Annotated in this window: 15 protein-coding genes; 4 read left to right on the forward strand and 11 right to left on the reverse strand. The window is 38.2% G+C overall.

What is annotated here, in order from left to right:
• Positions 1-2 precede the first annotated feature (2 nt).
• Genes tmk through CRECT_RS05780 form a run of 4 tightly spaced genes read left to right on the forward strand, consistent with a single transcriptional unit; the run spans position 3 to position 4,839 of the window.
• Positions 3-581, forward strand: coding sequence for a dTMP kinase (gene tmk / locus CRECT_RS05765; RefSeq protein ID WP_004320689.1), 579 nt, complete (start codon positions 3-5; stop codon positions 579-581).
• Positions 574-1,821, forward strand: coding sequence for a histidine--tRNA ligase (gene hisS / locus CRECT_RS05770; RefSeq protein WP_004320687.1), 1,248 nt, complete (start codon positions 574-576; stop codon positions 1,819-1,821). Before tmk ends, hisS begins: the two co-directional genes overlap by 8 nt.
• Positions 1,814-3,649: a biosynthetic arginine decarboxylase gene (gene speA / locus CRECT_RS05775; protein WP_004320699.1), complete on the forward strand. Its 1,836-nt coding sequence runs from the start codon at positions 1,814-1,816 to the stop codon at positions 3,647-3,649. The genes hisS and speA overlap by 8 nt, the downstream gene beginning before the upstream one ends.
• A 20-nt stretch (positions 3,650-3,669) precedes the next feature.
• On the forward strand, positions 3,670-4,839 hold the full coding sequence (locus tag CRECT_RS05780; protein ID WP_002945763.1) for a pyridoxal phosphate-dependent aminotransferase: 1,170 nt from the start codon (positions 3,670-3,672) through the stop codon (positions 4,837-4,839).
• A 352-nt stretch (positions 4,840-5,191) separates the two neighbouring features.
• Here the strand turns inward: CRECT_RS05780 and CRECT_RS05785 are convergent, their stop codons facing one another.
• The 11 genes from CRECT_RS05785 to CRECT_RS05835 form a co-directional block, all read right to left on the reverse strand.
• Positions 5,192-14,269: a calcium-binding protein gene (locus CRECT_RS05785; protein WP_171992683.1), complete on the reverse strand. Its 9,078-nt coding sequence runs from the start codon at positions 14,267-14,269 to the stop codon at positions 5,192-5,194.
• A gap of 11 nt (positions 14,270-14,280) precedes the next feature.
• Entirely contained in the window at positions 14,281-14,880 is a 600-nt protein-coding gene (locus CRECT_RS05790; RefSeq protein ID WP_039888804.1) for a hypothetical protein, read from the reverse strand.
• Between the two features lie 82 nt (positions 14,881-14,962).
• The gene (locus CRECT_RS05795; protein ID WP_039888807.1) at positions 14,963-15,994 is read right to left on the reverse strand and encodes a hypothetical protein; all 1,032 of its coding nucleotides are present in this window, start codon (positions 15,992-15,994) and stop codon (positions 14,963-14,965) included.
• A gap of 114 nt (positions 15,995-16,108) precedes the next feature.
• A complete protein-coding gene (locus tag CRECT_RS05800) occupies positions 16,109-18,718 on the reverse strand; it encodes an SPM autocatalytic domain-containing protein (RefSeq protein ID WP_171992684.1) in 2,610 nt (869 codons plus the stop codon).
• Positions 18,719-18,792: 74 nt separating this feature from the next.
• A complete protein-coding gene (locus CRECT_RS05805; protein WP_002946150.1) occupies positions 18,793-19,560 on the reverse strand; it encodes a hypothetical protein in 768 nt (255 codons plus the stop codon).
• Between the two features lie 96 nt (positions 19,561-19,656).
• Positions 19,657-19,815: a hypothetical protein gene (locus tag CRECT_RS05810; protein WP_157752407.1), complete on the reverse strand. Its 159-nt coding sequence runs from the start codon at positions 19,813-19,815 to the stop codon at positions 19,657-19,659.
• A 73-nt stretch (positions 19,816-19,888) separates the two neighbouring features.
• On the reverse strand, positions 19,889-20,656 hold the full coding sequence (locus CRECT_RS05815; RefSeq protein ID WP_002946157.1) for a hypothetical protein: 768 nt from the start codon (positions 20,654-20,656) through the stop codon (positions 19,889-19,891).
• 329 nt (positions 20,657-20,985) lie between these two features.
• Positions 20,986-21,714, reverse strand: a complete 729-nt coding sequence (locus CRECT_RS05820; RefSeq protein WP_002946149.1) for a hypothetical protein — start codon at positions 21,712-21,714, stop codon at positions 20,986-20,988.
• 58 nt (positions 21,715-21,772) lie between these two features.
• Positions 21,773-23,317 carry an SPM autocatalytic domain-containing protein gene (locus tag CRECT_RS05825; RefSeq protein WP_039888770.1) on the reverse strand — a complete coding sequence of 515 codons (1,545 nt, stop codon included), beginning with the start codon at positions 23,315-23,317 and terminating at the stop codon, positions 21,773-21,775.
• Between the two features lie 17 nt (positions 23,318-23,334).
• Complete coding sequence (locus CRECT_RS05830; protein WP_171992685.1) at positions 23,335-24,084, reverse strand: hypothetical protein; 750 nt, start codon at positions 24,082-24,084, stop codon at positions 23,335-23,337.
• 101 nt (positions 24,085-24,185) lie between these two features.
• Entirely contained in the window at positions 24,186-24,923 is a 738-nt protein-coding gene (locus CRECT_RS05835) for a hypothetical protein (protein ID WP_171992686.1), read from the reverse strand.
• Positions 24,924-24,992: the final 69 nt, after the last annotated feature.

Below are 24,992 nucleotides of genomic sequence, written 5' to 3' on the forward strand. Positions count from 1 at the left end.
ATTTGTATATTTTATTTGAAGGTATCGACGGCGCGGGCAAAAGCACGCAGATAGCGCGGCTGGCGACGGCTTACCCGCAAGCGATCGTGACTAAGGAGCCGGGCGGTACGAAGCTTGGCGAAAATTTGCGCGAGATATTACTAAAAGAAAACGATCTGGATAAAAGGGCCGAAATTTTGCTATTTTTGGCCGATAGAGCCGAGCATTCGGGTAAGATAATAAAACCCAACTCAGATAAAATGATTTTGAGCGACAGAGGCTTTGTTTCAGGCATGGCCTACGCGCTGGCGGGCGGAAATTTTAGCTTTGAAGAGCTTTTAAGCTTAAATAAATTTGCCCTACAAGGAAATTTTCCGCAAAAAATAGTATTTTTTAAAGCGGACGAAAGCACGCTAAGATCGCGCTTAAGCTCGCGCGCGCAGATGGACGGCATAGAGGCTAGGGGTTTTGAGTATCTACTAAGAGTACAGGACGCGATGGAGGAAATTTTGCAAAAACTAGACGTCAGTTACGTCACGATCGACGCCGCCCTGGACGAAGAAAAAATAACGAATTTGATAAAGGAGTTTATAAATGATTAGCGCATTAAGGGGGATGAAGGACGTTTTGCCACCCCAGTCGGGACTTTACGAGAGGATAATCAAAATCTGCGAAGAGGTCGCGAAAAACTACGGATACGAGTTCGTGCTGTCTCCACACCTGGAGCAAACGGCGCTTTTTCGCCGCAGCGTCGGGGAAAGCAGCGATATCGTGGGCAAGGAGATGTATCAGTTTGAGGACAAGGGCGGTAACGACGTTTGCCTGCGTCCGGAGGGCACTGCCGGCGTCGTGCGCGCCTTTATCGAGGCCAAATTTGACCGCACTGGCGGCGTGAGACGGTACTTTTACCACGGCTCGATGTTTCGCTACGAGCGTCCGCAAAAAGGACGTTTGCGCGAGTTTCATCAGTTTGGCTGCGAGTGCTTCGGCGAGCCTAGCGTTTATGAGGATGCGAGCGTTATTTTGATGATAAACGAGATCTTCTCGCGCCTGGGTATCAAAACCAAGTTACTCATAAATTCGCTCGGAGATGCCGCTAGTATGGGTGCATACAGGCAAAAGCTGGTTAAATTTTTAGACGCGCACGAGGAGCAAATTTGCGAGGACTGCAAGCGCAGAAAGCTAACAAATCCTATCCGCGTGCTAGACTGCAAGGCCCAGAGCTGTCAGAAAATTTACGAAAACGCGCCGCTGATAATCGGTAGCCTAAACGACGAATGCGCGGGCGAGTTTAAAAAGTTGCAAGAAATTTTAAGCGGCAACGGCGTGGAGTTTGAGATAGATCCAAAGCTTGTGCGCGGGCTTGATTACTACTGCAAAACGGCGTTTGAGTTCGTTTCAAGCGAGATCGGCGCAAAGAGCGCGGTCGCAGGCGGCGGACGCTACGACAGATTGGTCGAGTACCTAGGCGGCAAGGCTAGCTACGGCGTGGGCTTTGCGATGGGTATCGAGCGCATAATGGAAATCCTAGGCGGCCGAGAGAGCCAAAGCGCAAGAAGCGGCGTATATATCGGCGCGATGGATGCCGATGGCGTGGACGCGGTCTATAAAATAGCGATAAATTTAAGAAAAAGCATCCCCGTCCTAGTAAGCTACGAACCTAAAAAACTACAAAAGCACTTAAATGCGGCCGATAATGCTAACACTAGGATTTGCCTGTGCGTCGGCGAGGACGAGCTAAAATCGGGCAAAATTTGGCTAAAAGATCTGAGCGAGAAAGCCGAAAAAACGCTTGATTTGGCGGATCTGGAGACGGAACTTAAAAGGATTTTAAATGTATGATTACGGTTTAAATTTGTGGGGAAACAATAACTTCATTGTCGAAAACGGTAAAATTTGCGTCAATACCGGCTCAAAACCGGCCATCATCGACATCGTAAAAAGCATCAGGAGCGAAGGCTACCGAGGCCCGCTATTGCTGCGCTTCCCTCACCTCATACACAAGCAAATTTCGCAAATTTACAAAAGCTTTGAGAGCGCTAAAAACGAATTCGGCTACAAAGGCAGCTTTAACGCCGTTTATCCGCTAAAAGTAAATCAATATCCGGGTTTTGTAAAAAACCTAGTCCGTCACGGCCAAAAATACGGCTACGGGCTGGAGGCAGGCTCAAAGGCCGAGCTGCTGCTGGTGATGGCGTATAATAACGAAGGTGCGCCGATAACCGTAAACGGCTTTAAAGATAAAGAGATGATAAACATTGGCTTTATCGCGGCCGAAATGGGGCACAACATCACGCTAACGATCGAGGGACTAAACGAGCTTGAGGCTATCATCGCCATCGCAAAAGAGCGTTTCGCGCCAAAGCCAAACATCGGCCTGCGTATCAGGCTGCATAGCAGCGGATCCGGCGTCTGGGCTAAAAGCGGCGGTATAAACTCCAAATTCGGCCTAACCGCAACCGAGCTAATCGAAGCGGTAAATTTGCTAAAAGAGGCAAATTTGCTCGACCGCTTTAATATGATCCACTTTCATATCGGTTCGCAAATCACCGAAATCCACCCGCTAAAAAAAGCTCTAATCGAAGCAGGAAACATCTACGCCGAGCTGCGAAAAATGGGTGCGAAAAACCTAAAAGCCATAAATTTGGGCGGCGGTCTAGCTATAGAATACTCGCAGTTTAAGGAAAACTCGAGCCGAAACTACACGCTTAGCGAATACGCCAACGACGTGGTCTATCTGCTAAAAACGATGGCGACGCAGCGAAACGAGGTGGAGCCTGATATCTTTATCGAGAGCGGCCGTTTCGTCTCGGCTTCGCACGCCGTGCTGGTTGCGCCCGTTTTGGAGCTCTTTAGCCAGGACTACACCGAGGAAAAACTCGTGCTGAAAAAGAAAAACCCTCAGCTAATCACCGAGCTAAACGATCTGCTAAACACGATAAAACCGTCAAACGCGATGGAGTATCTGCACGACAGCATCGATCATATGGAGAGCATTTTGACGCTATTTGATCTAGGCTACGTCGATTTGCAGGATCGCTCGAACGCTGAAATTTTAACCCACCTAATCATCAAAAAAGCGGCTAAAATCCTCGGCACCAAACAGCACAACGCCGAGCTTTTAAAGCTACAGGAAGAGGCGCAGGAGCGCTATCTCGTAAATTTTTCGCTATTTCAGTCGTTGCCTGATTTTTGGGGCTTAAAGCAAAATTTCCCTATCATGCCGCTTGACCGCCTGGACGTGCGCCCTACCCGTTCGGCGTCGCTGTGGGATATCACTTGCGATAGCGACGGCGAGATAGGCTTTGACGACGAGGAAAATCCTCTGTTTTTACACGACGTGGACGTGGAAAAAGAGGAGTACTTTTTAGGATTTTTCCTAGTCGGAGCGTATCAGGAGGTGCTGGGTATGAAACACAACCTCTTTACTCACCCGACCGAAGCTACTATCGAGATAGACGCCGAGGGCTTTAAGGTGTCGCACCTGCTGGAGAGCCAATCGATCCTTGATATCATGGAGGATCTTGACTACGACATCTACGAGATCCAAGACATCCTAAACGAGCGTATCGAAAAGTCAAAGCTCGTAAACGACTCGCAACGAAAGCAAATTTTAGGCGAAATGTATCTGTTTTTAAACGATAACGGCTATCTAAAAACTATATCTTAAATTTAGAAAAAGGAGTAAAAATGCTATCAAAAAGAGTTCAGGTGCTAGGCGAGAGCCTAACCATCGAAATCAGCACCAAGGCAAAAGAGATGAAAGCCCGCGGCGAGGACGTGATCAGTTTCGGCGCGGGCGAACCGGACTTTGACACGCCAGAGATCATCAAAAACGAAGTAAAAGCCGCCCTAGATAAAGGTTGCGGCAAATATACCGCCGTCGCCGGCACGCCCGAGGTGAGAGAGGCAGTCGCCGCAAAACTCAAGCGCGACAACGGTTTAAACTACGCGCCAAATCAAATAATAACAAACGTCGGCGCCAAGCACTCGCTTTTTAACGTATTCCAAGCGCTAGTCGATCATGGCGACGAGGTCATCGTACCAAGCCCGTACTGGGTGAGCTACCCGGAGATGGTCAAATTTAGCGGCGGCAATCCCGTCTTTATCGAAACTAACGAAAAGACCGGCTTTAAAATCACTCCCGAGCAGCTAAAGGCGGCGATCACTCCTAGAACTAAAATTTTAGTATTAAACAGCCCTTGCAACCCGACGGGCGCGATATATAGCCGCAAAGAGCTCGAAGCGCTGGGCGAAGTGCTAAAAGATACGAAAATCATCGTAGCTAGCGACGAAATGTACGAAAAGCTAAACTACGAGGGCGAATTCGTCGCGACCGCGGCGGTGAGCGAGGATATGTTTAACCGCACGATCACGATAAACGGCCTAAGCAAGTGCGGCGCGATGCCTGGCTGGAGATTTGGCTACATGGCTAGCCCGTTTAAAGAGCTAAACGCCGCGGTAAACAAGCTGCAAAGCCAAAGCACGAGCAACATAAACTCTCTAACGCAAGCCGGCGCCATCCCTGCGTTGCTCGGCAAAGCCGACGAGGACATCGCGTATATGAAGGGCGAGTTTAAAAAGCGCCGCGACCTAGGCGTCGAGATGATAAACGCTATACCGGGGCTTAGCGTGCTTAAGCCTGACGGCGCGTTTTATCTTTTTATAAACTGCTCCGAGGTCGAGCCAGATAGTATGAAATTTTGCAAAGAGCTGCTAGAAAAGGCCAAGGTTGCCGTGGTGCCCGGCGTTGGGTTTGGTATGGACGGATACTTTAGGCTGTCTTTTGCGACTGATTTAGAAAGTATCAGAAAAGGTATCGCAAGGATCGGCGAATTTGTAAAAAGCTATAAAAAGTAGCGTAAATTTGGCTCAAATTTGACGCGGCGAGCTGGTTTTGCAGCGTCAAATTTGAGCTTTTGAAGCAATCGCCTAGGTTGCTTTTTAAGAAAATTCGTTTTCTTTTGTGGGTTTTTGCATCCCGGGATTAAAAACAATAAACATATCCTAACTTTTATACAAAGACAAGCGATTGTGCCGCCTCGATGCTAAAGCAAATTTTGCACTGGCTGGAATTGCTTCTAATGCTTAATGACGGATGATGCATAGGATTGGTAATGTTATTTTGAAATGTTTAAGAGTCTTTTATTTAGGCATTATTTTATTGGTCCGAGCCAACCACTCGGTCCTGTTTGGCATTCTAGCTTATAATCTACATATCGGATGCGTTATCGTTTAGACTATCCTCATTCGTCTTGTTTGGGGCTCCCAGTAAAGCCAAAGGAGCGTTTTGCGCAGCCGGATAAGTTTTTCCAAACGCTTGATATATGGACTCGGCTGTTACCGTCCAGTAGTCACTTATCTGAAATTTCTCTATTATGTAGTTTTTATCCGAAAAGAAGTTTTTAACCTCCAATACGTTCTTGTTTGAGCTATTTATCTTAGAGGTGCTTATCTTTAGATCTCTTCCGTTTGAGCTATAAAATACCCTTGATCCGGGATTTTTAAATATTACTTTATCATTTCCTCCCGTATCTGTTATACTTACCATGCCGCCTTTATAGTTAAAGACATTATCTTCGCTTCCTCCGGTTAAAGAGCCGTTATCGCCATCGCCCGGGTTTGAGGGAGTAGGATCATCCGGAGTATCCGGAGTCTCAGGAGGGAATGCCTTGCCGAATTTCTCATATATGGACTGGGCCGTTATGCTCCAGTAGTCGTTTATGTCAAAGTTTTCTATTATGGAGTTTCTATTTACGAAGAAATTCTTGATCTCCAATACGTTCTTGTTTGAGCTATCTATCTTAGCCGTGCTTATCTTTAGATCTCTTCCGTTTGAGCTATAATACACCCTTGATTCTTGATCATTATCATCATCAAGCCTAAACACCACTCTATCGTCTCCTCCGTTATCGCTTATGGTTACTTTGCCTCCGGTGTAGGTGTAGACGTTATCTTTTTTATCCTTATCCGATAGGTTGTTGTTGCCGTTTGCGGAAGAAAGGTGAACGACGTTGATTTGTTTTAAAATGTATTCTTGATCCTCAAAGCTATCATCTTGGCCGAATCCTATTCTATCTATAGCATAGTCTCCGCCTAGGAAGTGATTTTTGATTCTTACCGTTTGATTTGGATCATTATTTATCGTCATTAGCAAGTCATCATTGTCTTTTTTATACAAGATGCTATTTTTTAATATACCATAGGCAAAAAATAACGTATCGTTTCCTCCACCGGTATTGTCTATAGTGTCGTTACCGTCTCCCAAACGATACTCATAAGTGTCGTCGCCTTCTCCACCTATTAAGGTATCGTCTCCTTTACCGCCTAGTATGATATCGTCTCCTTCCTTGCCATTGACTATATCATTTCCTCCTTTTGCCTTTATAGTCTCCCCCTCTAAACCCCCGTTTATAATATCGTCTGAATTAAAACCGTATATCCTATTGCCGCGACCGGTTGAGTCTTTGTCTGCAAGAGCTATTTTTCTTATATCTTCGAGACTTAAAGACGAACCGTCGCTAAACTCTATAGCCTTAATTCCCTGAGAATTATCGTCGGCATCATCTATATTTTCGTAGAGCATATTTGAAATCTTAATCGAATCGTCGCTATTTTTAAATTTTATCATCAAATCGTCATAATCTCTAGTTATCAAAATATCGTCTTTAGTAATCCTTTCTTTAAATTTAACAATATCATTTCCATCTGCATATATCGTATCGTTTCCGTCACCCTTACCGAATATATAAGTATCGGCGCCTTCTCCCCCAGATAAGCTATCATTTCCTTTGCCTCCTATCAATACATCGTCTCCCGCTATGCCGTGCATACGATTATCCCGATCATCTCCATACAAGGTATCGTTTTCACTGCTGCCATCCAGTGTGCTATTTGAGGCATCTACGCAAAATACGCTATTATTTGAAGCTATTTTTTTGATATTTTCGGAGTCAATGAATGAGCCGTCGGAAAATTCTATTTTACCGATGCTACCGGGGTAATCTTTACTAAATATATTATGGACGGTCATAGAATCACCGGTTTGTTTTATAAGTATTCTTAAATCTTTATCATTTAGTTTTTGTATGGCTATATCGTCTTTAGAAATTCCCTCTTTTAGCTTTATCGTATCTTTTTCATCGGAATATACCATATCATGGCCATCACCTTTACCGAATATATAGGTGTCTGACCCTTCTCGCCCCTCAAGGTTGTCATCGCCTGCACCGCCTTCTAGGATATCGTTACCCTCCTCTCCTATCAAGGTATCGTTTCCATCATCGCCGTAAAGAGTATCGTTACCGGCTTCTCCGTGTAGTTCGTCGCTACCTTTGCCGCCATACAAAGTATCGTTTCCGTTTCTTCCATAGATATGATTGTCTCCGTCTCCTCCCACTATGATATCGTCCGAATCAAAGCCGTAAATCACACTATAGTTATTAGGGCTCATTAAGGTTTTTTGTTTGACCTCTTCAAAGCTCATATATGAGCCGTCATCGAATTCCAACCCCTTTATTCCACTAGAACCGTCTTCTTTGTTGAACATATTTTTTATAAATATATGATCCTTAGTATCTTTGATTTGTATCATAAGACTATCTTCCAGATTTGATGGTGTAATCCTTTTAAATATTAGATCGTCCTTAGTTATGCCTGCCCTAAATTTGATAGTATCTTGTCCGTCAGCATATATAATAGTATCTTGACCGTCACCTCTGCCGAAGATATAAGTGTCTTCTCCTTCGCCGCCGTAAATGGTATCGTTACCGCTTCCGCCTTCTATGGTGTCGTTGCCATCACCGCCCCGAAGTTCGTCATCGCCATTACCTCCATATAAAGTGTCATTACCTTTGTCGCCGTAAAGCTTATCATCGCCATCGTTTCCGTAGATGGTATCGTCTCCGTTGCCGCCACTTATATCATCATTTCCCTTTCCGCCGTAAATAGTATCGTTACCCTCTTGTCCTCTTATATCGTTATCTTTTTCATTGCCGTATATGATATCGTCATAATAGGAACCGTAGTAAATTTGCGATTGATCATTTGGGCTTATTATTACAGGAGTAGCTTTGTGGATATCTGCTATACTCATAGAAGTTCCGTCGTCAAATGTTATCTTATTGATTCCATCTTTATTGGTATAATATCTAAACATATCCTTTACGGTGATGGAGTTGTTACTACCCTTTATCTTTATCAAAAGATCATGCTTATTGTCTCCCGTTCTGGTAAATACGAGATCGTCTTTGTTGATACCGGCTTTAAATTTGATGGTATTGTTTCCGTCTGAGTCTATTAGCGTATCATTTCCATCATCTCTACCAAAGATATAGGTATCGTCGCCTTCGCCTCCATAAAGAGTATCGTTACCGCTTCCGCCTTCTAGGATATCGTTGCCATCACCGCCTCTTAGCGTATCATCGCCTTCACCGCCATAAAGCGTATCGTTACCTGCTTGTCCGCGTATATCATTGTCTTTTTCATTGCCATATATGGTATCGTCGTAAGGAGAACCGTAAATTTGCGATTGGTCATTTGGATTTGCTATTGCAGGGGTAGCTTTGTAGATATCTGCGATACTCATAGAAGTTCCATCGTCAAATGTTATCTTGTTGATTCCATATAAATTTCGCTCCATATCTTTAAACATATCCTTTACGGTTATGGAGTCATTACTACCCTTTATCTTTATCAAAAGATCGTGCTTATTGTCTCCCGTTCTGGTAAATACGAGATCGTCTTTGTTGATACCGGCTTTAAATTTGATGGTATCGTTTCTGTTTGCTGTAAAATATGCCTCATCATATATGACATCATCCCCGTCACCTTTGCCAAAGATATACGTATCATCGCCTTTATGACCATATAAGATGTCATTGCCCTTTCCTCCCTCTAGGATATCGTTACCGTCCCCACCGTAAAGTTTATCGTTTCCCCCATTGCCTTTCAAGATGTCATCGGAATCAAATCCGTAAATGATATTATCGTTGTCATTGCCGATAAGGCTGGCTTTCTTCGCCTCATCACTACTCAAAACGCTTCCATCGGCAAATTTAAAATCAAAAAAAGCTTTACTATGCATAAAGAATTCCGAAATCCTTATTTGTTCATTCGTATCTTTTATCTTAATGATCAGATCTTTTAGATTATTATACGGCCTTATGAAATCAACTTCATTTTTGTTTATGTCTTTAAATACAAGAGTATTTTTCCCCCATAAGTCAAATATGGAATCGTTGCCGTCACCTTTGCTATATATGTAGGTATCATCTCCTTTCTCTCCTTGTAGTATATCGTTTCCTTTTTTGCCTTCTAAGGTGTCGTTTTGGCGATATCCCATTAAGTTGTTATCTTGGTCGTCTCCGATTATCTTAAGAGCTATGTTATGCCGATTTATGGTCGCTCCATTGGCAAATTTAAAATCAAAAAGAGTTTCATTTTGTTCAAAGAATTCCAAAATCCTTATTTGTTCATTCGTATCTTTTATCTTGATGATCAGATCTTTTAGATTATTATACGGTCTTATAAAATCAACTTCATTTTTGTTTATGTCTTTAAATACAAGAGTGTTGCTTCCTTGTCGGTCATGGATAGTATCGTTGCCATCCCCTTTGTGATAGATGTAGGTATCATTATCCTCTCCGCCATAAAGACTATCGTTTCCTTTACCGCCTTCTAAGATATCGTTGCCGCTACCACCGCCTAAAGCGTCGTCTCCTTCATCGCCGTATAGTTTGTCATCGCCCTTTCCGCCATAAAGACTATCGTTTCCTTTTTTGCCTTCTAGTATGTCGTTTCCATGATATCCGTTTAGAATATTGTCATTGTCATCCCCGATAAAGGTAAGGAGCAAATCGCTCGTACCGATAACGTTTCCATCTGAAAATTTGAAATTAAAATCACCGTTTTGCTCAAAAATGTTTTTTAAGGTTATGTATTCTTGCGTATCTTTTACAGTTATCAATAAATCATTGCCTTTGACGGAAAATTCTACCCCATCTTTATTTATATCTTTAAATTCCAGAGTATTTTTTCCTCGGTAGCTATATATTATGGTATCGTTGCCATCACCTTTGCTATAGACATAGGTATCATCCCCATCATTCCCGTAAAGACTATCGTTTCCTTTACCTCCTATAAAGGTGTTTTCTCTAAAAAATCCATACAAGGTATTATCTTGATCGTCTCCGACTACCATAAGATTTATGTTAGAGCCATCTCTTATCGTTCCGTCCGAAAATTTAAAACGAAATGCCGCATAAGATGAGTAGGAAAGTATGTCGTTTATGGTTATAGTTTCTCCGGTATCTTTTATTTTAATAAGCAAATTTCTGTCTTGTTTGAAAAACTCTACGTCGTCATAGCTGAGATTTTTAAAGTAAAGGATATTTGCGCCTCCCCAGTCGCTTATCACGTCGTTGCCGTCGCCTTTGCTATAAATGTAGGTATCGTCTCCGTATTCGCCGTTTAATTTATCGTTTCCTTTGCCGCCCTCTATGGTATCATTGTTTTGATAACCGTATAAAATATTGTCGCTCTCATCTCCGATTACCGTAAGACGTAAGTCCTGACTAGACATAGTAACCCCGTCTGCAAATTTAAAAGGTATTTGATTGACACTCTGCGAATACCAACGTTTTATATTTATGCTATCTTGCGTTCCTTTTATTTTTATATTTAGTCCGCTACCGTCTTGATTAGAAAACTCAACCTCGTCTTTTCTTATATCTTCAAAGTAAATAGTGCTCTCGCCGCCGCTCTCGTATATGGTGTCGCTACCGTCGCCTTTATGATAGATATATGCGTTTTTGCCGTATCCACCGTGAAAGACATCGTTTCCTTTGCCTCCTACAAATAAATTATGACTGCTTTTACCTCGGATGACGTCATCTCCGTCGGTACCGGATATATAATCGCTAAGAGCGAATAAAGCGAAATCATTGTTATTGCTTGCAAGCTTTTCGAGATTATTTTTAAAGCTATCCAGTAACTCCGATTTATATTGAGCCCCATCCCTTATGGTGCCGGTTAATACCGATAGTTCTTTATAATTCTTAGCATTATAGAGTTCTTTTAGTTTTGCATTGACTTTGCTAAAATCATAGTCGTATTTATTGGTATCGTCGTTATAATACATATAAGTAGTATCAATCAGACCTTTATACTTGGTTTGAAGTTCGATATTGGCATATACGTAGTTTTTAAATTTACTCATAATGCCCATTATTATATCAGCAGCCGGTGAAGAAGGATTGGGATTATTTCCCCATTGTAAAAACTCCTTACCCGATATCTTTTCATATACTCCAAGCATCCTTGCATCTATGAACTGTCCTCTGCTATCCTTATCTACTCCTTCCACTCCGGCCCATTTAAATAAAACATTATCCAGTTGCTTTGCTTTTTCTTCAAGGCTTAGACCCATATAGTCTTTGATCATATTTTCCAGTTCTAAGTTTTTGCTCATTGCATTTCTTAGATTATGCAAATTTCCAAATGCGGTTACTTCAGGTAAGGCTTTTATTCTCTCGGGGATATCGATGTTTGGTTGTTCGGTATATCTAAGATCAACCTTAAACCATACGTCATCGGCGGTAGTGGTGGTGTTATCGTTAAATGTAACGGTAGAGGTTTGTTTGATTAGATTGCCGTTGTTATCTATCTGTGTTTCTTTATAACGTAAATCTATGGATTTTATGTTATGTTCTTTTAAAGTCTTTAACTCTCCTTCTTCGGTTAAGCCGTTGGTGTTTAAATCTTGCCAAAGAAGTAGTTTATCAAAGTCTTTATCTTTTTCATCTATGATATTATCATTGTTAAAGTCAAATTCCTTTAAAGCCTCAAACCCGTTCTCAGCCGTTTTACCCGTATATCCGTAAGCTCCTACCGATACTGTTTTATCTCCAAACAGTTCGCTACCGTTATCTATCTTGCCGTTACCGTTTTTATCGTAAGCTAAGAATGCATCATCTTTACTTATCCATCCGGTAGCTTCTTTAAAGCCGTTGTTATCCATATCGAAATTTACGGCTCCGTTTAGTTTAGACGTAGTAGTACCGTCTTTGTTTAGGTCTATTATGATAGGATCATAACGCACGGGAGCGTTTTGCGGATCATTGGGATCTGTCGGGATATCAGAGTTATTTGGATTATTGGGATTTCTATCATCGTCTTTTATAGTGCCTCTTGCGCTACTTATTACTTCCGCCGTTAAGTCTGAGGACTCATCTACAACACAAGCATTTACCACAAATGATCTGTTGCCTTGAGGATAGTTATCGTCTTCCCAGGTGAAGTTAAAGTCTTTGCTGATGTCTCTTTCTTTAAATTCTATAATACTCTTATCCCCTTTCATACTGGTTACTACTTCTACTTTAAGATATTCTCCTTTATCCAGCTTTCTGTTAAGAGACAGGGTAAAAGGAAGTCCCCTGTCTCCAAGAGATTCTTTTAACCAGTTAGCGCTTCCCTCTTTATTTGTTACGGATACTTCTATCTTACTGTTTGCCAGTTTTATACCCAGGGATTTGTCTTCTTTGCTAAATTCGTTTATAGTTATACTCTTATCTCCCTTTTGCACTATTAGGGTAGATTTACCTCCGCTTTCGTTTAGTCTATACTCTATCAAGCCGTCTTTACTTACGTATGCCTCTTTATCCTTATCGTATGTTCCGCCTTTAAGCTCAACTGTGTCAAACACTATCTTACCCTTACCATCGCTATCAAAGATGATGTCTTTATCTCCTACGTAGTAGGTGTCAAAGCCGTCTCCGCCATATAGTAGGTCTTCTTTATCGTCATTGTCCGTATATATGGTATCCTTACCGTTTCCGCCGTAGATAGTATCTTTTCCTTCTCCTCCGTAGATTATATCGTCTCCGTCGTCATCGTTATCTTTACCGTTATTTACTCCGCCGTATACGGTATTCTCTCCTTTGGAACCTCTTAGGTCTATAGTATCGTTACCCGAGCCTGCTTCGATGTAGGCGCTACCTCCTACTATCTTTATGTTGTCGTCTCCGGCTAGGGAGTATACCCTTGTTTTTACATTATCGTCCAGCAGGGCTACGGCATCTTTGATAACATCGTTTTGATTGGTGCCGAATATAAATTGGTTTGTGATTTCATGGATATACGGATTTGTATTATCGGATGTGCCATGATTTGATCCATCGGTAATTCCATGACTTACGCCGCTTTGCATATCGTAAAAATAACTACCTACATCCGTTACATTATGCATAAAGTGATCGAACATTTTTATTCTGTCTTGTATATAGTTATCGGAATACTCGTCTTTATACTTTTCAAGCTCTTTGTAGGCAGGAGAGTCTACGCCAGAGACTATGAAAGGGTTTAGGTGAACCAGGGCGTATAGGGCAGATATCGGGATGGAGGAATTTGGAAAAGTAGATTGGTTGAAACCATTACTAAATATAAACTCTATACTAAATTTAGTATTATTTTTTTCAAAATCTATGGCTATGTCTATGATGTCTTTTTGCTCGGCATTATCGCCATTTACTATCTTGTTGATAGCGTTTAGTGTTTTATTGGCTATATGCTCTACACTCTTTTTGTTATCAAATATCTTTGAAGGTATTTGATAAAACCCGCTTAGATAGGCTGTTATATCTTTTTCATTAACTCCGTTTTTTATCATTTCGTCGTAGAAGTAGAGGATTTTGGTCATAGGAGCTATAAAGTGGGTTTCGCCAGAAACTTCTATTTCCTGTCCAGCGTTAAGTCCCGTTCCGGCTATTAAGCTAAGACCGTCTTTGGCTACCACGTCTGTTATCTTGGGGTTGTAAAAATTTTCTATACCCAAAGCATTCAATAATGTTCCTGGCAGCCCACCAATTCCAGGCGCATTGAATGTATAAGTATTATTAACTACTTCTGGATGTTTTAAAGTTAAAATTTGTGCCAAATATCCGCCAAGGGAGTGTCCAACTACAGTAATTTTTTCATTGGGAGATATAATGCCTTGTACTATTAACCTATTGTAGTATCTCTCTAAATCAAGTTCTTGTAAATTTACACCCGCGAGAGCTAATTGGAGGTCGTTATATAAGTCACTTAAGCTATTTACACTTATTTCTACTTCTGTTCCTCTTATACCAAGTATCTTTTTATTATCAACACTCTTATAAAGAGTAGATTGAAATCCTATAAAATTAAAAGTATCTATTACCTCATAATTTTGAATTTTATCACCTATTTTTCTGCTACTATATGCATCATTCGCAAGGTTTGCATATATCTTTAGTTTACTGAAGTCATTCATTTTATATCCTTTTATTTAAGTTTGTTTTTTAAAATTTGTTTTATTTCAATATCACCTTTCTCTCCATCAAAACCACAACTTTTGCCACCATTTTTGCCCATAATAGCTTTATGTATTTCATTAAATACCATTCCATAAGGAATATAAATTTCATAGGCTTTTGCAACTAAATTATCCTTATTATCTAAAATATTATATTTATGATACCTTGAAATTTTGTTCGGCAATTTTTCATTGCTTGATAAAATACGAAATTTCTCTACATCATGCTTAGTGTAATTGGTATCCAGAGCAACAATCCCATTATCTTTTTGAATATTACATTTGTATTGGTATGTTATAAAAAATCTAGCATCATCAAAATTTACAATAGCAAGAAACAGGACTACCCATGGTGTGAATTCCTTATCAAATTTGATATTTTTTCTATGAAATATTGATAAAAATATTGGCATAATAAACATTGGAAACATTAGCAATGCTGTTGAAATAATGACGCACGATAATATGGATATAAATTTAAGTGATTTATTTAAATTTGACAAATAAATTTGATTTATCACTATTGCCCAAGCAAACGAAATTATAACAATTAAAATAAAAGCTAGCATTTGATAATCTTTTGTAAAATCTTAAATCCCTTATATCCAGCCCAAGCCAGCTCTGCATACATTTTTAGTGTCTCAAATTTTCTCATTTTCTATCCTTTCTAAAGAATTCCTCTATCATTTTTTGATTACATACGTCTAAATACTTCTCTCTGCCGCTATCGCAAAAATCCGTACTCCCGGGATTGCCGCCATATGCCCTTATAATTTCACCCGCTATCCCCTGGTATCCAATGCTCATATATACGTTATCTGCTAGAATTTTACCGGTATATCTATCTTCGATCACGGCACCGTAGTTAAAATCAATATATAACATATCTGTCAATACATTAGGTTTTATGTCGGGCTTTAGTTCTAAGAGATGATATAGATCTTCCGCTACGAGCTCGACAGACGCTATCTCATCTTCATTGATTTCTTTGCGAGCTACGCATTTGTCTTTGTAGGTTTGCTTGAGATCTTTCATATTGTATTTTATGTAGCTTAATATTTTAGACGGTTTTATATCTATCGTCGAGGCATTTCTATCGTCAAGTAACGATTTTATCTCTCTGATTATTTTATCCTCGCTTTCATGATTTGATTGCAGTTGATTAAAAAATATATTTAATTCCTCATATGTTATCGGGATACTCTTTAAAAAGCCTCTTGTGCTTAACTTGGCTGATAAAAAGCACTCTTTTGCAGTATAGTCATCCAGATAAATTCTAAAATATTTACCGTTCGTGGCGGGATTTTTACTTTTTTCTTTGTAGTCTATAAAATTTACGTAGCCGTTTATCAAAGATATGAAATTTGCATCGGTCGTATTTGCAGGGAAATTTAGCCAATTGGTTGGATCTATCAAAGGAAAAGCGCTTCTATTCCATTCGACTATTTCTCTTTCTCCTGCATAGTAAGCGTGTATGGCGGGCTTTTCGTGGACACTTATCTTGGCATATTTAAAATCATAATAGGCCATAATTGCTTTAAGTACGACAATATCCCCGAAAAACACCATAAACCAAGCAAAAAGCCAAAGCAGTTTGCGTTTGCCTTTGGGGGCGATTAAAGCGACAAAAAAGCTTACGATTAGAAAAATGAGTGCGATTAGAAGTGCTGCGGCGTCGTGCATATTTAATCCTTTAAAAAAATACATATGCAAATTTATATAGCCTAAAGAACTTTTCCGAATAGTAGCATTCTACTCTTACATATTTTAAATTATTATTAAATTTAGAAAAAGACCTTACCCATAGTGTCTATTGGGGCTTGCTTTGATACAAGCATTACTTTCCACCCCCGCCCATTTAAATAAAACATTATCCAGTTGCTTTGCTTTTTCTTCTGGGGTTAGGCTTATATAGTCTTTGATCATATTTTCCAGTTCTAAGTTTTTGCTCATTGCATTTCTTAGATTATGCAAATTTCCAAATGCGGTTACTTCAGGTAAGGCTTTTATTCTCTCGGGGATATCGATGTTTGGTTGTTCGGTATATCTAAGATCAACCTTAAACCATACGTCATCGGCGGTAGTGGTGGTGTTATCGTTAAATGTAACGGTAGAGGTTTGTTTGATTAGATTGCCGTTGTTATCTATCTGTGTTTCTTTATAACGTAAATCTATGGATTTTATGTTATGTTCTTTTAAAGTCTTTAACTCTCCTTCTTCGGTTAAGCCGTTGGTGTTTAAATCTTGCCAAAGAAGTAGTTTATCAAAGTCTTTATCTTTTTCATCTATGATATTATCATTGTTAAAGTCAAATTCCTTTAAAGCCTCAAACCCGTTCTCAGCCGTTTTACCCGTATATCCGTAAGCTCCTACCGATACTGTTTTATCTCCAAACAGTTCGCTACCGTTATCTATCTTGCCGTTACCGTTTTTATCGTAAGCTAAGAATGCATCATCTTTACTTATCCATCCGGTAGCTTCTTTAAAGCCGTTGTTATCCATATCGAAATTTACGGCTCCGTTTAGTTTAGACGTAGTAGTACCGTCTTTGTTTAGGTCTATTATGATAGGATCATAACGCACGGGAGCGTTTTGCGGATCATTGGGATCTGTCGGGATATCAGAGTTATTTGGATTATTGGGATTTCTATCATCGTCTTTTATAGTGCCTCTTGCGCTACTTATTACTTCCGCCGTTAAGTCTGAGGACTCATCTACAACACAAGCATTTACCACAAATGATCTGTTGCCTTGAGGATAGTTATCGTCTTCCCAGGTGAAGTTAAAGTCTTTGCTGATGTCTCTTTCTTTAAATTCTATAATACTCTTATCCCCTTTCATACTGGTTACTACTTCTACTTTAAGATATTCTCCTTTATCCAGCTTTCTGTTAAGAGACAGGGTAAAAGGAAGTCCCCTGTCTCCAAGAGATTCTTTTAACCAGTTAGCGCTTCCCTCTTTATTTGTTACTGATACTTCTATCTTACTGTTTGCCAGTTTTATACCCAGGGATTTGTCTTCTTTAGAGTAATTGGCTATGGCTATGGATGAGTAGTCCGTTTTATTTATAACCGTAAGCACATTAGACTCTTTGTTTAAGTGATACTCTATGTTTGGATTGATGGCATCTTTATATATATTTTTATCTTTATCGTATATGCCGCCTTTAAGCTCTGTATCACCAAATACCACCTTGCCTTTATGATCTGAGTCCAAGATAATGTCGCCGTTGCCGACATAGTATGCGTCAAATCCTTCTCCACCCTTTAGCACATCCCTTGCATTGTCGTCTTTATTATGCTTATCGGTAGAGTATAGGATATCGTCGTAGTCTGTGCCTGTGATGGTATCAGCGCCTTTGCCGCCGACATAGGTTATACCATTTTTTACATATTGTTTGTAGTGATTTTTTATATCAGCAAGCTCGCTAAGCAAAGGCTCACTAAAATTTATATTTTTAGCCTGAAATTCAACAAGCCGATCGTCATCGTTACTTCCGTACATAACAAGTTTGCCATTTTCGTCCAGGTAATTTATAATGCCTGAAGATTTTATGCGATTGTATTCTTCTTCAAATAGACCCATGGCTTTATAAAAATCAGAGTCGAAAATTTTACCTTTGCTATCGACTTTATATTCTTTTAGTTCTTTCATCGAATCATAATTGCTTTTGTTTATACTTCCTCCATCTATTTTATTATCTCCTGTAAATTTTAGATTTATTTTTTTCCCTATACCGCTAGGATCTGCTATTTGGTTTAATATTTGATTCACAAACCCACTACCTTTGCCTCCTACGAAATCAAAATCTCCCGCTTCAAATTGATATTCTATGTCTTTTACAAGGATAGGATTGAGATTTTCATCTAAAACATAGCGAATTTTAGAAGTATTGAGTCCAACTTTCATACTTCCAAATGTAAAAGCCAGTTTGGCAAAGTCCGGATTATCGAGATTTCGGTTGTAAAAAGATACAGCAGCAGCATTATCGCCAGTAGGATCATTCGCAGCGGCATATGCTTTTTTTTCATCTTCTTTTTCGGAATTTTCATATTCTCCATAAAATAGCTCCGCGAATTGCTTCTGAGTTAAAAAATACAACCCATTTTCAAACCTTTCATATTGGCCTTCGTTCAATGTTGGATTTCCATTGTTTAGCTTGTTTCCACTTACTGTTTTGCCGCTAAAAAATGTTTTAAACAATATAAAGTCTTTTGCGTTTACGAAATCCCCGGCCTTTTTTAGGAATTCTTGTGTATTGACTTCTAGTGTTATCTCCTCTTTATTTATCCACCTTTCATCCGCTATCTCCGTCTTTGAAGGGGCTTTTGGTTGGCCCCAAAGATACCAAGAGAGAATTTCCGTAGCAAAATCATTGTTGCCTCTTAAATTTAGTTTGGCTGCCATTGCTTATCCTTTATATTGAAGTTCTAAATTTTAGTTTGAAATTTCGTTTAGTAAATTTCAAATGATCAGGCTTTTCAGCCGCCTTTTGCTTCTCTGCTGCGTAAATAATATTTTTCCAATGGATAATTTAGATTTCCGCAGTTATCAAATTCCGTACCCTCTTTTTTTGTATCAAATAATATTACTTTACTCCTATCTTCATAATGTTTTTTAGTAATAACATCGATTTCTGCTCTATCATGTAAGTATTCGCTGTGATTATAACGCAAGTAATTTTTATTAACTAAAACAAATTTATCTAATAATAAATCGGCTATAACTGTTTTGTCATCACCATAAATAAGCACTATCGGCCTATCAAATCCGAAACCTGCGCCATCTGAAGATATTTTTAGATATTTTTTAGGATCGGTTTTTTTAGCCTTTAACTCTTTCATCAGTATCTCTTCGGTCGTTTTCCCCTTCTTATAATACTTTTGCAATACCTCAAACCAATTCGATAAATTTATATTTTCTAATTCATAATATGCGATTTCATATGAGCTACGCCAAAGGCTACCATAAGTATAAACCCTATAATCATTAATCATTCGCTCTAATTTCAATTTATAATCCAAAAACTGTCCTATCGCTCTTTTATACAGCTCCTCTTTAGGCAAAATTCTATCCTCTTTTAGGCAGTATCCTTGCTTGTATTTGTCGTAGTCGGAAAGGGAAACTATCACAAAGCCTCGTGAGGTGGAAAAATCTGGCACGATGCGGATAAATACGGCGCAGAGTATTATTATAAGAAGAAGCACGCCTGCCAGGGCTTTAAATTTAATAGACCTATAGAATTTCATATCAGTCCTTTTCTTGCTATCCCTTAGCGCGGATTATATATCCGTTACTATAAAAATTTACTTAAACTTAAGTTTTTCAGCCTTTCTTAAGGAAATTTATGTATTGCCCTCTAGTATTATATTATCTTCTCTATCTATCCATTGAGTATCGGCTATTTTCTCCTTTGAAGGAGCCGTTGGCTGACCCCATATATACCAAGATAGAATTTCCGCAGTAAAATTATCATTGCCTCTTAAAATTAGTTTAGCCGCCATTGTTTATCCTTTGTGTTGGAATTTCAGATTTTGATTTGAAATTTGCTTGGTAAATTTCAAATGATCAGGCTTTTCAGCCGCCTTTTGCTTCTCTGCTGCGTAAATAATATTCTTCCAATGGATAGTTTAGATTTCCGCAGTTATCAAATTCCGTACCCTCTTTTTTTGTATCAAATAATATTACTTTACTCCTATCTTCATAATGTTTTTTAGTAATAACATCGATTTCTGCTCTATCATGTAAGTATTCGCTGTGATTATAACGCAAGTAATTTTTATTAATTAGAACAAATTTATCTAATAATAAATCGGCCGTAACCGCCTTGTCGCTGCCACCGATAAGCACTATCGGCCTATCAAATCCGAAACCTGCGCCATCTGAAGATATTTTTAGATATTTTTTAGGATCGGTTTTTTTAGCCTTTAACTCTTTCATCAGTATCTCTTCGGTCGTTTTCCCCTTCTTATAATACTTTTGCAATACCTCAAACCAATTCGATAAATTTATATTTTCTAATTCATAATATGCGATTTCATATGCGCTGCGCCGGGAACTGCCATAGGCATAGGTCCTATAATCATTAATCATTCGCTCTAATTTCAATTTATAATCCAAAAACTGTCCTATTGCTCTTTTATACAGCTCTTCTTTCGGCAAAATTCTATTCTCTTTGAGGCAGTATCCTTGCTTGTATTTGTTGTAATCGGGGAGAGAAACTATCGCAAAGCCTCGTGAGGTGGAGTAATCGGGAATTATACGGATAAATACGGCGCAAAGTATTGTTATAAGAAGCAGCACTGCGGCTAGGATTTTAAATTTAAGAGATTTGTAGAATTTCATATCAGTCCTTTTCTTACTATCCCTTAGTGCGGATTATATATCCACTACTATAAAAATTTACTTAAACTTAAGTTTTTCAGCCTTTCTTAAGGAAATTTATGTATTGACTTCTAGTGTTATATCCCCCCCCCTATCTATCTATTGAGTATCGGCTGTTTTCTCCTTTGAAAGAGCCTTTGGCTGACCCCATATATACCAAGAGAGAATTTCCGTAGCAAAATCATTATTGCCGATTAGATTTAGTTTGACCGCCATTGCTTATCCTTTATATTGAAGTTCTAAATTTTAGCTCGAAATTTCGTTTAGTAAATTTCAAGCAATCAAGCTTTTCAGCCGCCTCGCGCTTCCCTTGTATCCATGTAAATTTTTTTTAAATCGTAGTCTATATTTCCACAGTTATCAAATTTTACATTATGAAGATATGCCGGATCTTTATGCTCATAGTATTTCCGCACATCCTCTTCATCTAAAAAATAACCTAGAAAATAGTTATTTGCAAAACGACCATCGCTTAAAATAAAATCCATATCTAGCTTTAGAAAAAAATCTTGATCAAAAAACATTATCGGCCTATCAAATCCAGCACTCATATCGTTCAAATTTATTTTTAAATATTTCTTTGGGTCGGTTTTTTTAGCTTTTAATATATCCATAAAGATATTTTCGATCGTCTTGTTGCCATTATAATATCCTTTTATTATTTCAAACCAATTGGATAAATTTATACCTTCCAATTCATAATATGCGATTTCATATGAGCTGCGCCAGGAACTGCCATAGGTATAAGCTCTATAGTCATCGATCATTTGATCTAGTTTTAGATCATAATCCAAATACTGCCCTATCGCTCTTTTATACAGCTCCTCTCTCGGTAAAATTCTATTCTCTTTTAAACAATACCCCTGTTGATATTTGTTATAGCCAAAGATAGAAACGACAGCGAAGCCTCGCGAAGTGGAGTAATCGGGGATTATACGTATAAATGCGGCGCAAAGTATTGTTATAAGAAGCAGTGTCCCTGCCAGGGTTTTAAATTTAATAGACCTGTAGAATTTCATATCAGTCCTTTTCTTGCTATCCCTCTAGAATAGATTATATATCTACCACTATAAAAATTTACCAAAACCTATAAATGTTCTCAGCCGTTTTACCCGTATATCCGTAAGCTCCTACCGATACTGTTTTATCTCCAAACAGTTCGCTACCGTTATCTATCTTACCGTTACCGTTTTTATCCAGTGCCAGTAGTCCGTCATCCTTTTCTATCCAAGCGGTTGCTTCTTTAAAACCGTTGTTATCATAATCGAAATACGCCGTGTTATCAAGCCTAGTAGATGTTATACCGTTTTTATTGAAATCTATTACGATAGGATCGTAGGTTTCAGGAAGATCGTCTTTTGGATCACGGTCATCGTCATTTTCTATCACTCCGTTACCACCTAAAACTTCTTTTACATTTATGTTATCTGAACTAGTCCAAACACTCGCAGAGATTTTAAATTTTTTATCTTCTTGTGGTATCTTATCTCCACTCCAAGTATATGTGTATGTGGCTTCGTCTTGGTTTTCTTTAAAGCTTACTATCTCACTTTTGCCGTTACCTTCCAAAACAAGTAAATTTAGATACTCATCTTTTTCTAGCTTTCTATTTAGCTTTATAGTAAAATTCATAGATTGACCAGCTGTGTCTCCTTCGGCTTTGCTTTCATCCGATATGGTTACTATAATATCCTTTTTATCGAGCAGATAAATACCAAGAGAGTTTTGCTCTTCTATGGTTATGGTATCTGCAAAATCACTGACTATAAGTTTATTACCTTGTAGCTTGTATTCTATATAGTCTTTTGAGACATACACGCCCTTGTCTTCATCATAAGTTCCGCCTGTTAGTTTGTGCCCCCTAAAATGCACTTCGCCTTTGCCATCAGAGTCACGGATAATGTCGCCGTCGGTAGCGTTGTATGTGTCGTGTCCTGCTCCGCCGATGAGTAAGTCACTACCATTTTTTCCCATCAAGGTATCATCGCCGTATCCGCCAAATAAAACATCGTCTTTGTAGTCGCCTGTTAAAAGTCCGCTTGGAGTTACGCCATAAGGGAAAAATGACGATGATAAAGGTCTTGCATAGACTGTGTTATCTGGCATAGTTATTTTTAGAATTCCGTTTTTTAAGGCTTCTTGGTCTATGTCGGATAATCCGTCGCCCATTATTTTATCCCATAAATTTTGTGCTTGTTTGCGTAAATCAAAAATTCCGCTATCTTTGCCGTCTAGCTTATCTAGTAAATTTCCTATGTCATACCACAAGGTTATCCAACCGACAACAGGGATGAATTTTGTAATAGCAAATAAACCAAAATCCACAGCTGCTCCCACAGCAGTATGCCCAAAACTTTGACCGTCAGCTATATCATCAATTATACCAGCCAAACCATTTGCTATTCCTGCTTTCTTAACATAATTGTCTAGTTTTTTCAATTCGAATTCTGTGTATTTTTTACTATTTACTTCTACATATTTTTCTAGACCACTAAGGGACATGTTTGCACCAGAAAATGCATCCTTAAATAATTCAGTTAATTTTCTAACTAAATCGCCGTTTTTTCTAAGTCTTGCTTCTGCTTTGTCTAGTTCGATTTGAGCAACTGTTTCTCTACTCATATTGTCTCCTTTTTAGATTAAAATTTCTTCTCAACCAAATTTAAATTGATATGTTTCTTATCATAAAAATATTTTTGTAAATCTAAATAGTCTTGTTTTTTAATGATATAAACCATGTGAAATTTACCTTTTATGTCATGCCAACCAGCGGAGCCACCCCTGCTAAATGTAGAACCTAAAACTTCATAATGATAAATTGTAATGGCTGGAAATAATGAAAAATCTTTTAATTTTCCGCCCAAAATAAGATGAAAAACAAATTTGAATAAACAATTTAAAAGTAAATAAATGACATAATAAGCGATAAGATAATGAACCATTTTTACCAATGCAACCATAAAAAATATAAGTAGATTAAAAACAATAATTCCAATTATCGATGATGGCGTAAGCAGTCTAAAAGTCTTTACTATAGGTTCCAAATCACTTAAATTCTTAACCCTTTTTGTTTCGCCGTTTATGATAAATTCAATCGTTTTATTTGTAAATTTAGTTTCGCATTTGTTTTTGATAATGTAATAATAAAATGTAGCGACGATATGTAAAACGCCAACTGCAAAAAAAGCCCATAGAAAAATATTGTTAATATTTGCAATCCCCGTATAATCAACATAAACCAATAAAATAAACACTGTTCCGCAATGAGAAAAAAAGAATAAATTTGAAAGAAAGAATTCATAAGGATTTTTTATAACTATTGGATATTTATCATAATCCCTTTGTTGCTTGTTTTGATTGCTTGTTGTATTGGTATTATATTCTTGCACGATAATCCTTTGTAAATTTGAGATTAGCAACTATAGTATCATAAGCTTTATCTAGCTCGATTTTAGCAACACTTTCTCTACTCATCTTTCTCCTTTTTAGGTTAAAATTTCTTTTCAACTAAATTTAAATTGATATGTTTCTTATCATAAAAATATTTTTGTAAATCTAAGTAATCTTGTTTTTTAATGATATAAATCATATAATATTTTCCCTCTATAAATTTCATACGAGAGCCAAAATTGCCAATAATTTCTGGGTAATCAAATATATAAGCTGAAAATAGCGAAAAATATTTTAATTTTCCGCCCAAAATAAGATGAAAAACAAATTTGAATAAACAATTTAAAAGTAAATAAATGACATAATAAGCGATAAGATAATGAACCATTTTTACCAATGCAACCATAAAAAATATAAGTAGATTAAAAACAATAATTCCAATTATCGATGATGGCGTAAGCAGTCTAAAAGTCTTTACTATAGGTTCCAAATCACTTAAATTCTTAACCCTTTTTGTTTCGCCGTTTATGATAAATTCAATCGTTTTATTTGTAAATTTAGTTTCGCATTTGTTTTTGATAATGTAATAATAAAATGTAGCGACGATATGTAAAACGCCAACTGCAAAAAAAGCCCATAGAAAAATATTGTTAATATTTGCAATCCCCGTATAATCAACATAAACCAATAAAATAAACACTGTTCCGCAATGAGAAAAAAAGAATAAATTTGAAAGAAAGAATTCATAAGGATTTTTAATTACTATCGGTTCTTTATCGTAATCCCTTAAATTTTTGTTTTTATTAAAAATATCGTTTTTTAAATTTGAAGTTTCCAAATTTTATCCTTTCGTTATTTTTTTGCCATTGCGATGAAGTGTGAAGCACTGACGAAGCAATCCTGCAAC

It is taken from the genome of Campylobacter rectus (assembly GCF_004803795.1).
In the GTDB taxonomy this organism is placed as follows: Bacteria; Campylobacterota; Campylobacteria; order Campylobacterales; family Campylobacteraceae; genus Campylobacter_A; species Campylobacter_A rectus.

Coding starts and splice junctions, on each gene's coding strand:
- CRECT_RS05815 (WP_002946157.1), bottom strand. CDS start 20,656: ATGAAATTCTACAAATCTCTTAAATTTAAAATCCTAGCCGCAGTGCTG.
- CRECT_RS05795 (WP_039888807.1), bottom strand. CDS start 15,994: ATGCACGACGCCGCAGCACTTCTAATCGCACTCATTTTTCTAATCGTA.
- hisS (WP_004320687.1), top strand. CDS start 574: ATGATTAGCGCATTAAGGGGGATGAAGGACGTTTTGCCACCCCAGTCG.
- CRECT_RS05785 (WP_171992683.1), bottom strand. CDS start 14,269: ATGAATGACTTCAGTAAACTAAAGATATATGCAAACCTTGCGAATGAT.
- CRECT_RS05825 (WP_039888770.1), bottom strand. CDS start 23,317: ATGAGTAGAGAAACAGTTGCTCAAATCGAACTAGACAAAGCAGAAGCA.
- CRECT_RS05790 (WP_039888804.1), bottom strand. CDS start 14,880: ATGCTAGCTTTTATTTTAATTGTTATAATTTCGTTTGCTTGGGCAATA.
- CRECT_RS05805 (WP_002946150.1), bottom strand. CDS start 19,560: ATGAAATTCTATAGGTCTATTAAATTTAAAGCCCTGGCAGGCGTGCTT.
- speA (WP_004320699.1), top strand. CDS start 1,814: ATGTATGATTACGGTTTAAATTTGTGGGGAAACAATAACTTCATTGTC.
- CRECT_RS05810 (WP_157752407.1), bottom strand. CDS start 19,815: ATGGCGGCTAAACTAATTTTAAGAGGCAATGATAATTTTACTGCGGAA.
- CRECT_RS05820 (WP_002946149.1), bottom strand. CDS start 21,714: ATGAAATTCTACAGGTCTATTAAATTTAAAACCCTGGCAGGGACACTG.
- CRECT_RS05780 (WP_002945763.1), top strand. CDS start 3,670: ATGCTATCAAAAAGAGTTCAGGTGCTAGGCGAGAGCCTAACCATCGAA.
- CRECT_RS05800 (WP_171992684.1), bottom strand. CDS start 18,718: ATGGCAGCCAAACTAAATTTAAGAGGCAACAATGATTTTGCTACGGAA.